Annotated in this window: 13 protein-coding genes and 1 pseudogene; 9 read left to right on the forward strand and 5 right to left on the reverse strand. The window is 60.6% G+C overall.

Going from position 1 to position 14,794, the window contains the following annotated elements; translation table 11 throughout:
• Positions 1-712 precede the first annotated feature (712 nt).
• Positions 713-1,435 (forward strand): response regulator, encoded by a 723-nt coding sequence (locus AB4N33_RS28750; RefSeq protein WP_460121786.1) that lies wholly within the window; start codon positions 713-715, stop codon positions 1,433-1,435.
• Positions 1,432-3,042, forward strand: coding sequence for an ATP-binding protein (locus tag AB4N33_RS28755; RefSeq protein WP_460121788.1), 1,611 nt, complete (start codon positions 1,432-1,434; stop codon positions 3,040-3,042). Before AB4N33_RS28750 ends, AB4N33_RS28755 begins: the two co-directional genes overlap by 4 nt.
• A 94-nt stretch (positions 3,043-3,136) precedes the next feature.
• Here AB4N33_RS28755 and AB4N33_RS28760 read toward each other — a convergent pair whose 3' ends face one another.
• The gene (locus tag AB4N33_RS28760) at positions 3,137-3,862 is read right to left on the reverse strand and encodes a 4'-phosphopantetheinyl transferase family protein (protein ID WP_476458743.1); all 726 of its coding nucleotides are present in this window, start codon (positions 3,860-3,862) and stop codon (positions 3,137-3,139) included.
• Positions 3,863-4,021: 159 nt separating this feature from the next.
• Entirely contained in the window at positions 4,022-4,813 is a 792-nt protein-coding gene (locus AB4N33_RS28765) for a dienelactone hydrolase family protein (RefSeq protein WP_476458744.1), read from the reverse strand.
• Positions 4,814-4,970: 157 nt separating this feature from the next.
• On the opposite strand from AB4N33_RS28765, the pseudogene AB4N33_RS28770 reads away from it, so the two are divergent.
• The 4 genes and pseudogenes from AB4N33_RS28770 to AB4N33_RS28785 all read left to right on the forward strand — a co-directional run.
• Positions 4,971-5,294, forward strand: a pseudogene (locus AB4N33_RS28770) (hypothetical protein); the annotation flags it as partial.
• Positions 5,295-5,339: 45 nt separating this feature from the next.
• Complete coding sequence (locus AB4N33_RS28775) at positions 5,340-6,017, forward strand: response regulator (RefSeq protein WP_368554731.1); 678 nt, start codon at positions 5,340-5,342, stop codon at positions 6,015-6,017.
• Complete coding sequence (locus tag AB4N33_RS28780) at positions 6,014-7,360, forward strand: ATP-binding protein (RefSeq protein ID WP_460121794.1); 1,347 nt, start codon at positions 6,014-6,016, stop codon at positions 7,358-7,360. The genes AB4N33_RS28775 and AB4N33_RS28780 overlap by 4 nt, the downstream gene beginning before the upstream one ends.
• A 153-nt stretch (positions 7,361-7,513) precedes the next feature.
• On the forward strand, positions 7,514-8,269 hold the full coding sequence (locus tag AB4N33_RS28785; RefSeq protein ID WP_460121796.1) for a polysaccharide deacetylase family protein: 756 nt from the start codon (positions 7,514-7,516) through the stop codon (positions 8,267-8,269).
• On the opposite strand, the gene AB4N33_RS28790 is transcribed toward AB4N33_RS28785, so the two are convergent.
• Positions 8,250-9,281, reverse strand: a complete 1,032-nt coding sequence (locus tag AB4N33_RS28790) for an AraC family transcriptional regulator (protein ID WP_476458745.1) — start codon at positions 9,279-9,281, stop codon at positions 8,250-8,252. The two genes, AB4N33_RS28785 and AB4N33_RS28790, sit on opposite strands and share 20 nt — an antisense overlap.
• A gap of 337 nt (positions 9,282-9,618) precedes the next feature.
• On the opposite strand from AB4N33_RS28790, the gene AB4N33_RS28795 reads away from it, so the two are divergent.
• Positions 9,619-10,953 (forward strand): dicarboxylate/amino acid:cation symporter, encoded by a 1,335-nt coding sequence (locus tag AB4N33_RS28795; RefSeq protein ID WP_476458746.1) that lies wholly within the window; start codon positions 9,619-9,621, stop codon positions 10,951-10,953.
• Positions 10,954-11,097: 144 nt separating this feature from the next.
• Positions 11,098-12,279, forward strand: coding sequence for a CaiB/BaiF CoA transferase family protein (locus AB4N33_RS28800; protein ID WP_476458747.1), 1,182 nt, complete (start codon positions 11,098-11,100; stop codon positions 12,277-12,279).
• Between the two features lie 119 nt (positions 12,280-12,398).
• Here AB4N33_RS28800 and AB4N33_RS28805 read toward each other — a convergent pair whose 3' ends face one another.
• Together AB4N33_RS28805 and AB4N33_RS28810 are read right to left on the reverse strand one after the other, a co-directional pair.
• Positions 12,399-12,893: a SprT family zinc-dependent metalloprotease gene (locus AB4N33_RS28805; RefSeq protein ID WP_460141096.1), complete on the reverse strand. Its 495-nt coding sequence runs from the start codon at positions 12,891-12,893 to the stop codon at positions 12,399-12,401.
• A gap of 158 nt (positions 12,894-13,051) precedes the next feature.
• On the reverse strand, positions 13,052-13,654 hold the full coding sequence (locus AB4N33_RS28810; protein ID WP_476458748.1) for a Yip1 family protein: 603 nt from the start codon (positions 13,652-13,654) through the stop codon (positions 13,052-13,054).
• Between the two features lie 295 nt (positions 13,655-13,949).
• Between AB4N33_RS28810 and ttcA the strand changes: the two genes are divergently transcribed.
• Positions 13,950-14,774, forward strand: a complete 825-nt coding sequence (gene ttcA, locus AB4N33_RS28815) for a tRNA 2-thiocytidine(32) synthetase TtcA (RefSeq protein WP_476458749.1) — start codon at positions 13,950-13,952, stop codon at positions 14,772-14,774.
• The last annotated feature ends 20 nt before the right edge of the window (positions 14,775-14,794 follow it).

The following is a 14,794-nucleotide window of genomic DNA, read 5'->3' on the forward strand; positions in this document are numbered from 1 at the left end:
TTATGTTTGTTTGGGCACCATGACGGTGCCCACCGTTCTGTCCTGAAGCACTACAACCGACACGCGTCGGGCATAACAACTTCGGGGCAGTAGGAAAAAGGCTATTGATGCCGCGTCCTTGCCGAAGTTTTGGCAGCGAGCCTTGGCTTGCTGCCGGATTCCATTCCGGGTGGCAGACTTGACTGCAACACCCGTACCGTCCTGGCCCTGCTGGCCTGAAAAAAACGGTGCCATCCGCGGGAGCGGTTTGGGCTTGTAAATCACGCTGGGTTCAACCGGGAACAGGCGATAAAACGCTTGAGTTACCGGTTTGAAATGTGGTTGGCCTTTCTAAGGGAAAACCCTATATGTAGGGTTTTTTTAGCGCCGTGCTACAAGATAATGCGTTTTGAGGGGGGTTGCAACGTACTGCCTGTGGATAACCCTGTGCGTAAATTGTGTGTGACAGGGTGAATCCGCGTGTAGGCCGCGAACCTGCTGGATCGAGCGAATTTTCACTGATTTTCAATGAGCGAAAACAGCCATCCGGATTTCGAAGGGCGCGAACCCTATCACAAAAAAGCGGGTTGTCCGAACGCATTTGCCGGCTTGTGTTCTGGACGAGTGGCGTTTATACAATCGGCCGGTGCGTACGCATTCTTATCCCCCCAAACATGACAAAAAGACGGGTGGATCCTTCCTTTATCAGTGTTGTTGGCAAGCAGAGGTCACCGTGGAGCAAGAAGCCTGGCAGGTATTGATTGTCGAGGACGACCAGCGTCTGGCCGAGCTGACCCGCGAATACCTGCAAGCCAATGGCCTGCGCGTGTCGATCGAGGGCAATGGAGCGCTGGCTGCGGCCCGCATTATCAAGGAGCAGCCGGACCTGGTGATCCTCGACCTGATGCTGCCCGGCGAAGACGGCCTGAGTATCTGCCGCAAGGTTCGCGACAAGTATGACGGCCCGATCCTGATGCTTACCGCGCGTACCGATGATACCGACCAGATCCTCGGCCTGGACCTCGGGGCCGACGACTACGTGTGCAAACCGGTACGCCCGCGTTTGTTGCTCGCGCGCATCCAGGCGTTGTTGCGCCGTAGCGAGTCGCCTGAGCCGGCGGCGGAAAAACAGCGCCGCCTGCAGTTCGGTCCGCTGGTGGTGGACAGCGCGTTGCGTGAAGCCTGGCTGCATGACAACAGCATCGAATTGACCAGCGCCGAGTTTGACCTGCTGTGGCTGCTGGTGGCCAATGCCGGACGCATCCTGTCACGGGAGGAGATCTTCACGGCGTTACGCGGTATCGGTTATGACGGCCAGGACCGCTCCATCGATGTGCGCATCTCGCGGATCCGTCCGAAGATTGGCGATGACCCCGATCACCCGCGCCTGATCAAGACCATCCGCAGCAAAGGCTATCTGTTCGTGCCTGAAGCCTGCGTAGACCCGTCGCTGTGAACTCGATCTTCCTGCGCATCTACGGCGGCATGTGCGCGGCGCTGATCCTGGTGGCGGTGCTTGGGGTGCTGGCGTTGCATATGCTCAACCAGGTGCGCAGCGAGCAGTACCGCGAGCGCCTGGCCCACGGCACGTTTTCGCTGATGGCCGACAACCTGCAACCGATGAATGAAACCCAGCGCCACCGGGCGTTGCTGGTCTGGGAGCGTTTGCTGGGCATTCCGCTGGCACTGAAGACCTTCGCCCAGAGCGACCTTGACCTGACCCAGCGCACCCGCGTGCTGCGCGGTCAGGCGCTGGTGGAACAGACCGGTCCGCATGCGGCGAGGGTGTACCGGCTGGTCAGTGAAAAGGAACAGTTGATGCTCACCGGCGAGGTGCAGCAGATCAGCGAGCAACTTGCGCGAGCAACAATCTACCTGCTCACCGACGAACTGGTGCGCGTCCCGGTGGCCGAACAGGCCAAGCGCCTGGCGCAGTTAAAGGAAGAGAAAGGCTTCGGTTTCGACTTGCGGCTCGTCACGGTCGAAGAGGCCGACATGGACGAAGACCAGAGTCGCCGTGTGTCGGAAGGGGACACGGTGATGGCGTTGGGCAAGGAGGGCGATTCGATCCGGGTGTTCGCCGGCATGGTCGGTACCCCCTGGGTGCTGGAAATCGGTCCGTTGTACCAGATGAATCCTTATCCGCCACAATGGCTGGTGCTGATCGCGGCGCTGGGGCTGAGCCTGATCGGTCTGATCGTCTATTTGCTGGTGCGCCAGTTGGAGCGTCGTCTACGCGGCCTGGAAGCCGCCGCCACGCGCATCGCCCAGGGCAGCCTGGAAACCCGGGTGCCGGCGCGTGGTGCGGACTCGGTCGGGCGTCTGGCGGCGGCCTTCAACGGCATGGCCGAACACTTGCAGCAATTGTTGGCGGTGCAGCGCGAACTGGTGCGCGCCGTGTCCCACGAATTGCGGACGCCGGTGGCGCGTTTGCGTTTTGGCCTGGAGATGATCGGGTCGGCCACCACGCCGCAAGCGCTGGAAAAATACTGCGAGGGCATGGACCACGACATCGAAGACCTTGATCGGCTGGTGGACGAAATGCTCACCTATGCGCGTATGGAGCAGGGCTCGCCGGCGTTGAACTTCCAACGCATCGACCTGGACGCGCTGGTCAATCAGGTTATCGAGGAGTTGGCGCCGCTGCGCGCGGATGTCACGGTCCAGCGCGGGTTGTGCCTGTCGGCGGCCGATTGCGACGACGCCTGGGTCGAGGCAGAGCCGCGTTACCTGCACCGAGCCATTCAGAACCTGGTGAGCAACGCCATGCGACACGCCCAGTCGCGGGTGACTGTCAGTTATCAGGTCGGCCAGCAACGTTGTCGGGTCGATATCGAAGACGACGGGCCGGGGGTGCCCGAGTCGGCATGGGAGAAAATCTTCACGCCGTTTCTGCGCCTCGATGACAGCCGCACGCGTGCTTCCGGCGGGCATGGCCTGGGTTTGTCCATCGTGCGGCGGATCATTCATTGGCATGACGGCCGGGCCTTGATCAGCAAGAGCAAGAGCCTGGGCGGGGCGTGTTTCAGTTTGAGTTGGCCGAGGGATCAGGAGAAGCGCTGAGATTTGTGTTGTCTGGCCCGGCCTCATCGCGAGCAAGCCTGCCCTGTAGGAGCGAGCTTGCTCGCGATGGGGCCGGCCAAAACAACAAACCTCTTCAGGCCTCGATGCTGACCAAACTCAACAACTGCCCATCCTTCACCCCAAACTGCGCCTCCAGCTCGGTGCCATGCCGCCACTCCGTGGACAGATCGGCCAACAACCGCAACCGCACCTGCCCAGCCTCGCTCCACTCCAGCACCTCGGCGTGCTCGAAATAGAAGCGCTGCTGCACAATCGGATAAAGCGCCTTGAACAGACTCTCCTTCACGGAAAACGTCAGGGTCACCAGCAGCGCCTGTTGATCGTGGCGGCCGGTCGCCATGCGCTGCAGTTCGGCGGGGGTGAGAATTTCCCCGGCCAGGCGCTGCGCCCGTTCCGCGTTGAGCAGGTTTTCCAGGTCCATGCCCAGGCCGCGCCAATCGCTTTTACGCGCCACGATCGCCGCCGCTCGGCCGGTGCTGTGGGTGATCGAGCCACTGATGTGCGACGGCCAGACGGGGGCCCGATCCTCACCCATGGCCGGAACCTCATTCAGCCCTTCCAGTTGTTGCAGCGCGGCCCGTGCGCAGATTCGCCCAGCGAGAAATTCGGCCTGGCGTTTGGCAACCGAGCGTTGGATGGTGGCCGGTGGCTCGATGGCGCTTTGCCGGAAGTCATCGGCGGTCAGTCGCGAACTGTCGAAGTGGGTGCTGAGCAGTACCGTGTCGGGCAGCACGAACGGCAGCGGCCAGTCGGCATCGAGCGGGGTGCAGCAGGCGGGTAGTGCGGGGAGGGCAGTCATGCGGAGCATTTTGCCGGGTTGGTTGCGGGCTGGGTAGTCTCATCCGAGACCGAGGTGACCCCATCGCGGGCAAGCCCGCTCCCACAGGGATTTTCTGTGCGACGCAAATCACCTGTGGGAGCGGGCTTGCCCGCGATGGATTCAACTCGGTCTATGCAATCAACCAAACAATTTCTTGAAAAACGCCTGCATATCGGACCACGACTTGTCATCCGCCGCCTTGTTGTAGCCAATGTCCGGGCCGCCATGATCGCCATGGCCCAGGCGGTCCGCGTCCGGGTTGCTGAAGCCATGTTTGGCCCCCTCCAGGCTGACGAAGGTGTAGTCGGCGCCGGCCTTGTCCATCTCGCTTTTGAAGGCGGCCACGTTTTGCGGCGTGACCATGCTGTCCAACGCGCCATGCTCGACCAGAATCTTCGCTTTCACCTTGCCAGGCTCAGCCGGCGTATTGGTCGCCAGCGCGCCGTGGAAACTCACCACGCCCGCCAGTGGCACACCCTGGCGCGCCGCATTCAACACCACGGCGCCGCCGAAGCAGTAACCGATCGCCGCCACCTTGTCCGGGTCGGTTTGTGCCTGTTTCTTCAGCAGATCGAGCCCGGCCTGGAAGCGGGCGCTGGAGGCGTCGGCGTCCTTCAACGCGGCCTGCATGAAGGCCATGGCGTCCTTGGGATGCTCGGTGTTCTTGCCATCGCCGTACATGTCGATGGCGAGCGCGCTGTAGCCCAGGGCCGCGAGGTCACGGGCTCGGCGCTTGGTGTAATCGTTGAGCCCCCACCATTCGTGCACCACCACCACGCCCGGGCGTTGTCCCTTGATGGCGTCGTCGTAGGCGTAATAGCCGATCAGTTTTGTGCCGTCGGCAGTTTGATAGGGCATTTCCTGGGTTTTGATTGCGGCTTGGCCAAGCCCGCTCAGGGTCAGTAAAAGGACAGCGATGAGTACGCGCATGCAAAGATCTCCTGCAACAAGGGGCTCAAACAAGGGCTTAGCGTAGCCGTCAATCTGGTTCAGCGGAGGTTCAGTGTACGTTCAGGGGCAGTTCAGGGCCCGGTGGGTAACCTTGTGCCATACCCGAAAAGCACATTGCACCTGAGGAAACTCGTCAATGACTACGTTGAAGAACCTGCTTCTGGCTTTCACGGTGATGGGCGCAAGCGTAGCGGCCCATGCAAGCGACGATAACTTTTCCAGCCCGGCGTTCGATCAGAACAACAGGCTGAAAAAGGCTAACGCGCTGAACTTCAACCACCCGAACGCCGCAGGCGTGATCCAGGACAGTGTCTGGGGTGTGCGTCTGGCGCAACAAAACGGTCGAGGCCACTACTACGCCGCTTATGACAAGGTGTCGGGTACCTACAATGGCATTAAACTGCGTCAGGAATACCTGCTTGGCGTTTACGATCTGTCTGACCCGGTGGGTGGCAGCACCCACTCGGTACACCTCTGGAGATGTTGACTTGCCCGGGAGAGCCTCATGAAATTGCTGGTCGTCGAAGATGAAGCGCTCTTGCGCCATCACCTGCAAACCCGCCTGACGGACAGCGGCCACGTGGTCGAGTCGGTGCCCAACGCTGAAGAGGCGTTGTATCAGACCGAGCAGTTCAACCACGACCTTGCCGTGATCGACCTTGGGTTGCCGGGTATGGGCGGGCTCGACCTGATTCGCCAGTTGCGTTCGCGCGGCAAGACCTTCCCCATCCTGATCCTCACTGCCCGCGGCAATTGGCAGGACAAAGTCGAAGGCCTCGCCGCTGGTGCCGACGACTATGTCGTCAAGCCGTTCCAGTTCGAGGAACTCGATGCGCGCTTGAACGCGTTGCTGCGTCGCTCCAGCGGGTTCACTCAGTCGACCATCGTCGCCGGCCCGCTGTTGCTCGACCTCAACCGCAAGCAGGCCTCACTCGACGACCAGCCGCTGGCGCTGACTGCCTACGAATACCGCATCCTCGAATACCTGATGCGCCACCACCAGCAGGTGGTCGCCAAGGACCGCCTCATGGAGCAGCTCTACCCGGATGATGACGAGCGTGATCCGAACGTCATTGAAGTGCTGGTCGGCCGCCTGCGGCGCAAGCTCGAAGGCCCGGCGGGTTTCAAGCCGATCGACACCGTGCGTGGCCTCGGCTACCTGTTTAATGAGCGCTGCACTTGATCCGTTCGCTTCGTGTTCGCTTGATGCTGGCCGCCACCCTGTTGGCGGTGTTGTTCATGCTGGCGCTGTTGCCAGCGATGCAGGGCGCGTTCAGCCTGGCGTTGCAGGATTCGATCGAGCAACGCCTGGCCTCGGATGTCACCACGCTGATCTCTGCTGCCCGGGTCGAGGGCAACCGCTTGCAGATGCCGGCGCAGTTGCCCGATGAGCGCTTCAACCTGACTGACAGCGGCCTGCTCGGCTATATCTATGACCGCGACGGCCATTTGGTCTGGCGCTCCAAAGGTACCCGCGAGGAACACATCAATTACAAGCCGCGCTACGACGGGCGCGGAAACGAGTTCGCGCGAATCAAGGAAGCCGACGGCAAGGAGTTTTTCGTTTATGACGTCGAGGTCAAGCTGCTGGGCGGCAAAAGCGCGGCGTTCAGCATCGTCACCCTGCAACCGGTGCGCGAATATGAAAATACCCTCGAAGGCCTGCGGGAAAACCTCTACCTGGGCTTCGGCGCGGCACTGCTGGTGCTTCTGGCGCTGCTGTGGATAGGCCTGACCTGGGGTTTGCAGGCGTTGCGTCGGTTGAGCCAGGAACTCGACGAGATCGAAAGCGGCGCGCGCGAAAGCTTAAGCGAACAGCACCCGCGCGAGTTGTTGCGCCTGACCGGCTCGCTCAACCGACTGTTGCACAGCGAGCGCGAGCAGCGCAGCCGCTATCGCGATTCCCTCGACGACCTGGCCCACAGCCTGAAAACCCCGTTGACCGTGTTGCAAGGTGTCAGTGAAGACATGGCGCAACGGCCCGCCGATCGCGACCAGGCCTGGGTGTTGCAAACTCAGATCGAGCGCATGAGTCAGCAGATTGGCTATCAATTGCAGCGCGCGAGCCTGCGCAAAAGCGGCCTGGTGCGCCATCAGGTGCGTTTGCAGCCCGTGTTGCAGAGCCTGTGCGACACTCTGGACAAGGTCTACCGCGACAAGCGCGTGCGGGTGGCCTTCGACCTGCCGCAACCGTGCTATGTGCCGATCGAGCAGGGCGCCTTGCTGGAAATGCTCGGCAACCTGTTGGAGAACGCCTATCGCCTGTGCCTGGGCGAAGTGCGCATCAGCGTGCGCGAAAGCCTGAGCGGCATCGAGCTTTGCGTCGAGGACGACGGGCCGGGCGTGCCGCCGGACCAGCGTGCGCGGATCCTGCAACGCGGTGAACGCCTGGACCGCCAGCACCCGGGGCAGGGGATCGGGCTGGCGGTGGTGAAGGACATCATCGAAAGCTACGGCGCTCGGCTGACCCTGGGAGATTCGCCAATGGGCGGGGCGGCGTTCAGGATCCATTTTCCGGTGCTCTGAGCAACTTGTGTTTCTGATATTTTCATTTTGTATCAACAAGTTATGAATAAATAAGGCAACAGTTTTTCGTTGGTATTCAGTCCTTCGCTGGCTGGTAATAGGCGTAGCCCCTCGACGAGGAGGCAGCATTACTGGCCATTAAAGGACTCAACGATGGAAAAGAAAAAAATCTGGCTGACGTTCGACGACGGCCCTCGGCAAACCCAGACCGACACAGTGCTCGATACGCTCGCCAAGTCCGATATCAAGGCGACTTTTTTTATCGTGGGCAACCTGGTCGCCAAACATGGCGAGCGCATCCGGCGCATCCTGGGTGAAGGGCACCGGATCGGCAATCACACCTACGATCACCTTCGGTTGGTGGGCCAGGACAAGGACACCATCATCGACCAGATCAAAAGAACCGAGCAGGCCCTGGCGCCGTTCCAGGCGCCGGACCCGATCATGCGACCGCCCTATGGCGCCCACGATGCACTGGTTGATCGCACGATCGCAGACCTCGGTTATCGCCAAGTGCTATGGAGTGTCGATACCCTGGACTGGAAGAGTGACTACCGCGAAGGCGGCTGGGTGGCCCATGGGGTCGAGCAGATTCGCAAGCGCAACCATTCCATTGTGCTCATGCACGACATCCATGCGACCACGGCGAACAACCTGGGTCGGTTCATCGCAGAAATACAAGCGCTGGGCGATGTGAGCTTCGAGTCACCGGCCACATTGGCCGTCCCGCCGGTCAGCCAGCAGAACATGTATGTGGTGGTAAGAGGCGATACCCTTGCCCGGATTGCCAAGGAATTCTATGGCGATTTTGCCAAGTTTCCGTTGATCTTCGAGGCGAACAAATCGGTGCTGGAACATCCCGACAAGATTTATCCCGGCCTGGCACTGGTCATTCCGCCGTTGAAGTAGGCGGCGTTGGCGCTCGGCTTTCCTGCGCCCGATAGGCCCCCGGCGTCAGCCCCGTCCACTTCTTGAAGGCCCGATGAAACGCCGAGGGCTCGGAAAACCCCAGCTGCTCGGCGATCTGTTGCAACGACAGGTCCGCGCGTCCCAGATGATAAATCGCGATGTCGCGGCGCAGCTGATCCTTCAATTCCTGAAAGCTCGAACCCTCTTCGCGAAGGTGCCGCCGCAAGGTCTGCGGGCTGATGTGCAGGTGCGCGGCCACGGCTTCCAGGTCCGGCCAGCGCGCGCTGTCACGGCTGAGGAGGCGCCGCAGCCGGCTGCTCAGGCTGTCCCCGTCATCCGGGCGCGACAACAGGTCGGCGGGGGAGCGTTCGAGGAAATGCTTGAGGGTGCGTTCGTCCTGCAACAACGGCATGTTCAGGTATCGACTGTGGAACAGCAGGCTGCTCTGGGGCGTGCCAAATTCCATTGGGCAGGGGAACAACAGGTCATATTCGGCACCGTGGGCAGGCCTGGCGTAAGTGAAGGTCACTTGTTCCAGGCGAATGCGCTGGCCGATCAGCCAACTGCCGAGCCGATGCCAGACCAGCAACTGGCTTTCGGTGAGGAAATGGTCCGGGTCATGGAAGCGTGCGTCGTCGAGACTCAGGCGGATCAATTCATCTTCACGGGCCAAGGTCAGGCGCGGGCCACCCGGGAATAAGCTATAAAATAATAAGCCACGGCGCAGTGCCCGATCGAGATTGCGGCAATGGATCACGGCATGACACATCATCGCGAAGCTGCCGGTCTTGCTCGGGACCGGCCCGAATCCCAGATATTCGTCATCGAGCGCCAGCCACAACCCTTGAATCAACCGGGTGAACTGTTCAGGCGTGATTCGCGCCCGGGGCTCCCCCAGCAATTCGGGGCTGATGCCCAGTTGGTGCAACAGTTCTGAACAGTCATGACCCAGGCGACGGGCACCGCCCAGGGCGGCGCGCGCAAAATGACTGGCGATGGTGCGTTCACGCATGGCAGGCAGATCCGGCATTTGACGACGAATGGTAGCCATGCAGGCAGCGGCCGAACAAGGCGGATATCCGCCAAATTGTAGGACGAGCCCTGGCGGATGGGCGGAAATCCGCCACTGTTTGGCTGGCGAGCCATTGCCGCGTGAACCGTAGAGCCCTGATGGCAAAAGGCTCACAGGCATTTTGGAAAAAGTGGCACGCCGCTTGCGATACAACCACCAGATGTCTGCTTTCGTGCAGCTCGAAAAAACAAATCCCTCCAGTGCAGGAGGGTTCGCAAATGAGGTGTCGTCGACAACAGGTGGATGTTGTCGCGCCGCGCTCTTGAGGAACTTTGCAATGACGACTCGTCAGCCACTGTACAAATCCCTGTATGCCCAGGTGATCGTTGCCATCGTTATCGGCATCCTGCTCGGTCACTACTATCCTCAGCTCGGTGTGGCGGTAAAGCCACTGGGTGACGGGTTCATCAAGCTGATCAAAATGGTCATCGCCCCGATCATCTTCTGCACCGTTGTCAGCGGTATCGCTGGCATGCAGAGCATGAAGTCGGTCGGCAAGACCGGCGGCTACGCGCTGCTTTACTTCGAAATCGTTTCGACCATCGCATTGCTGGTAGGCCTGGTGGTGGTGAACGTCGTTCAGCCGGGCAACGGCATGCACATCGACGTGGCCACCCTGGACGCCTCGAAAGTCGCTCAGTACGTTTCGGCCGGTGCTGACCAGAGCGTCGTCGGCTTCATCCTCAACGTGATCCCGTCGACCATCGTTGGCGCCTTCGCCACTGGCGATATCCTGCAAGTGCTGATGTTCTCGGTGATCTTCGGTTTCGCCCTGCATCGCCTGGGTGCCTACGGCAAGCCGGTTCTGGACTTCATCGATCGCTTCGCCCACGTGATGTTCAACATCATCAACATGATCATGAAGCTCGCGCCAATCGGTGCCTTCGGTGCCATGGCATTCACCATCGGTGCCTACGGTGTCGGCTCGCTGGTGCAACTGGGCCAGTTGATGGCGTGCTTCTACATCACCTGCCTGCTGTTCATCCTGATCGTGCTGGGCGGTATCGCTCGCGCTCACGGCTTCAGCATCCTGAAGCTGATCCGCTACATCCGTGAAGAACTGCTGATCGTGCTGGGTACTTCTTCTTCGGAATCGGTACTGCCACGCATGCTGATCAAGATGGAGCGCCTGGGCGCGAAGAAATCCGTCGTGGGTCTGGTGATCCCGACCGGTTACTCGTTCAACCTTGACGGTACCGCGATCTACCTGACCATGGCGGCCGTGTTCATCGCTCAAGCGACCGACACCCACATGGACATCACTCACCAGATCACCCTGCTGGTGGTGTTGCTGCTGTCCTCCAAAGGTGCTGCTGGCGTGACCGGTAGCGGTTTCATCGTGTTGGCTGCCACCCTGTCCGCGGTAGGCCACCTGCCGGTTGCCGGCCTGGCGCTGATCCTCGGTATCGACCGTTTCATGTCCGAAGCCCGTGCCCTGACCAACCTGGTCGGCAACGCCGTTGCTACCGTGGTCGTGGCCAAGTGGGTCAAGGAACTGGACACCGACGTGCTGCAAGCCGAACTGGCCTCTGGTGGCCGCGGTATTGCCGACGAGCGTGAAGAAGACGACCTGGGCGTGGCCGAAGGCCCAGCCCCAAGCAGCGTGAAGTAAACCCGCCGCTTAGGAAAAACCCGCTTCGGCGGGTTTTTTCATGCCTGTGATTTGAGCGTAACGGTCACAGTTGCTGACACTTCGGGTGATTGCCGCAACGCCAACGGCTGCCTAGGCTTGGGTTATTGCACCTGGAGGTCACTCATGCTCGGTCCATTGGCATCGCTGAAGATTCTGGATTTTTCGACACTGTTGCCGGGGCCGTTTGCCTCGCTGCTTCTGGCCGACATGGGCGCCGAGGTATTGCGCATCGAGTCGCCGACCCGCACTGATCTGCTGCGCGTGCTGCCGCCCCATGACCGGGGCGTGTCGGCGAGCCATGCCTACCTCAATCGCAACAAGCGCAGCCTTGCGCTCGACCTTAAGCAGCCCGAGGCACTGGAGATCATCAAGTCTCTGCTGCAGGACTACGACATTGTCCTGGAGCAGTTTCGCCCTGGCGTGATGGAGCGACTGGGCTTGGGTTATCAATCGCTGAAAGCAATCAACCCCAGGCTGATCTACGTGTCGATCACCGGGTATGGGCAGACGGGTCCCTACCGGGATCGCGCCGGTCATGACATCAATTACCTCGCGTTGGCAGGGCAGGCGAGCTACACCGGCCGCGCTGACGCCGGGCCACTGCCGCTGGGCATGCAGGTGGCGGACGTCGCCGGCGGCTCGTTGCACGCCGTCGCCGGACTGCTGGCGGCGGTGATCGCCCGCCAGCACAGCGGTGTCGGGCAGTACCTGGATGTGAGCATGACCGATTGTGCCTTCAGCCTGAATGCCATGGCCGGCGCCGGGTACCTGGCCTGTGGCGAGGAGCCTGGGCGCGAGACCCAGGTGCTCAATGGTGGCAGTTTCTATGATTACTACCGTTCACGGGACGGCCGCTGGTTGTCAGTGGGCAGCCTGGAGCCGCCTTTCATGAAGCAATTGTGCACGGCGCTGGGACTCGAAGAACTGGCAGCCCTGGGCCTGTCGCCGCAACCTGCCCGGCAGAAGCAGCTCAAGGAGGCATTGAAGATCGAATTCGAGAAGCATGACTTCGCGGAGTTGTGCGCGTTGTTTGCCGAGTTGGATGCCTGTGTAGAACCAGTCCTGAGCCTGGGAGAAGCGGTGCAGCATCCGCAGTTGCAGGCGCGGCAGGTGGTGACCCAGGTGCCGCGGGGGGATGGTTCGAGCCAGACGCAGATGGCGTGCCCGTTGAAGTTCTCAGGTGGGTTGCCTGAGCCTCGGCATATCGGCGCGGCAGTTGGGGAGCACACGGATCAGGTGTTGGGGGAGTTGGGGTTCAGCGATCAGCGGATTGCACAGTTGCGGGGGGCCAAGGTAATTCTGTAGTGGTTTGGCGGGCCCTATCGCGGGCAAGCCCGCTCCTACAGGGGTTTTGCGAACGCCATAGATCACTGTGGGAGCGGGCTTGCCCGCGATGGGGCCAGTCCAGCCACCACAAAAACCAGCTACTCCACCCGCATCTCCCCACTGAACACCAACGTACTGCGACACCGCCGGCACAAATACCGCCGGCCCTGCCGCACCAGGCTGTGGCGCTGGGCCGAGAAAGGGAAATCGCTGTCGGCGCACGGGCACTTGTAGATGTAGCGGGTCACGCTGCGGCGCTTGACGTCATAGGTGTGGCAGCGATTGGGCGGCAGTTCGTACACCCCGCGCATGATCAACTGCCACTCTTCGCCGTGGGGCTGGATGGTGTCGCCGAACAATTGGTGCGCGATCAGGTGCGCGACCTCATGGGCCACGGTCTGCTTGAGAAAGTCTTCGGTGTTTTCCCGGTACAGTTGCGGATTGAAACGCAGCAGGTTCTCGTGCAGATGCGCGACACCGGCTTTTTGCCCGCGCAGCTTGAGGCTCACCACAGGGCGTTTAAAAGGTCGTTTGAAAAAGGATTCGGCTTGTTGGAAACAGTCTTCGACGCGGGTGTTGAGTTGCTCGGGCATGCTTGATGGATCTCCAGAGACGTCGAGTATGCCGCAACCCCGGGGCCTTGCGAATCGCCCAGGTGCCGAATGGTCGTTGTACCCTTGGTATCCGGACATTAGAAGGCCGCCTTGCGGCGGCCCGTATTGGCAGATTTTCTTGATTGGGTGACGCGTCGCTAGTTGGTATAGACCGGCCCCACGCCGAGTCCCCAGACAATGACCGTGAACGCCATGATGGCCACCAGTACGACCAGGCCGACGGCGAGCACCGAGCTTGAAAACAGGAATCCCTCATCCGATGGAATGTTCATGAAGGTCGGTAGACCCACGTACAACAGATACACCGTGTAGCAGATGGCCGCCGTTCCGACGATCATCCCCAGCCACATGTGCGGGTACAGGGCCGCGAGGCCGCCGATGAACAACGGGGTCGCGGTGTAGGTCGCAAACGCCACGCAGCGTGCCAGGCTCGGATTGGCGTCGTAGGTACGCGCCATCCAGTGAATGAAAGCGCCCATTACGGCCACGCCCCCGAGCATCGCCAGATACGACATCACTGTCATCCATAGCGCGCTTTCCATCGTCAACATGACCGGCGGACGGTTGCCGATAACCCAGCCGACCTGTGTGGTGCCAATAAACGCCGACACGGCGGGGATCGCCGCAAGGATCAGCGTGTGGGTCAGGTACATGTGGCTGATGCTTTCCTCCTGATCGCCACGGATTTCTTTCCATTCCTGGTCGGGGTGGGTGAAGAGCCCCACTACGTGATGGATCATGCCAGTCACTCCTCTTGTTTTTACCGTCGCCCCCCAGTGGAGCGCTTACAGGCCAATGCGGCCAGTAAAGGTCTGGATATCTATGCGACCTTATGTCGCAGTATAGGAAGGTCTTACTGGCGCAGGTGCAGAGGGGTTAGAGCAAATCGCGCTGTAAACAGGGCTGTTAATTGCCGTCGGATATTTCCAACGCACTACCCCCGTGGTAGCGGCACAGCAGACAGAGAGCGCTTCGCCCGCCCGGCGTTTATGCGTAAAATGCCGGCCTTTCGTCACACCTCACGGATTTCGCGTCATGGGCACTCTCTCGGTCAACCAGAACAAACTGCAAAAGCGCCTTCGCCGCCTGGCGGGTGAAGCCGTCACCGATTTCAACATGATCGAGGACGGCGACAAGGTCATGGTCTGTCTGTCTGGTGGCAAGGACAGCTACACCATGCTCGACGTGCTGATGCACTTGCAGAAAGTTGCGCCGATCAAGTTCGAGATCGTTGCCGTGAACATGGACCAGAAGCAGCCGGGCTTCCCCGAGCACGTGCTGCCGGCGTACCTGAAAACCCTCGGTATCGAGTACCACATTGTCGAAAAAGACACCTACTCGGTCGTCAAGGAACTGATCCCGGAAGGCAAGACCACCTGCTCGCTGTGCTCGCGCCTGCGTCGTGGCACGCTCTATACCTTTGCCGATGAAATCGGCGCGACCAAGATGGCCCTCGGTCACCACCGCGATGACATCGTCGAAACCTTCTTTCTCAATATGTTCTTCAATGGCTCGCTCAAGGCCATGCCGCCAAAATTGCGCGCCGACGATGGGCGCAACGTGGTGATTCGCCCGTTGGCGTACTGCAACGAAAAGGACATTCAGGCCTATTCGGACTTCAAGCAGTTCCCGATCATTCCGTGCAACCTCTGCGGCTCCCAGGAAAACCTGCAGCGCCAGGTCGTCAAGGAAATGCTGGTGGAGTGGGAGCGCAAGACGCCGGGCCGCACCGAGAGCATTTTCCGCAGTCTTCAGAACGTGATCCCGTCGCAACTCGCCGACCGCAACCTGTTCGATTTCACCAGCCTGAAGATCGACGAAACGGCGGCCTCGCGCTTCGTCAATGTCGTGAATCTCTGATCAAACACCTCAGGAGAGGG

It is taken from the genome of Pseudomonas sp. S1_E05 (genome assembly GCF_056337105.1).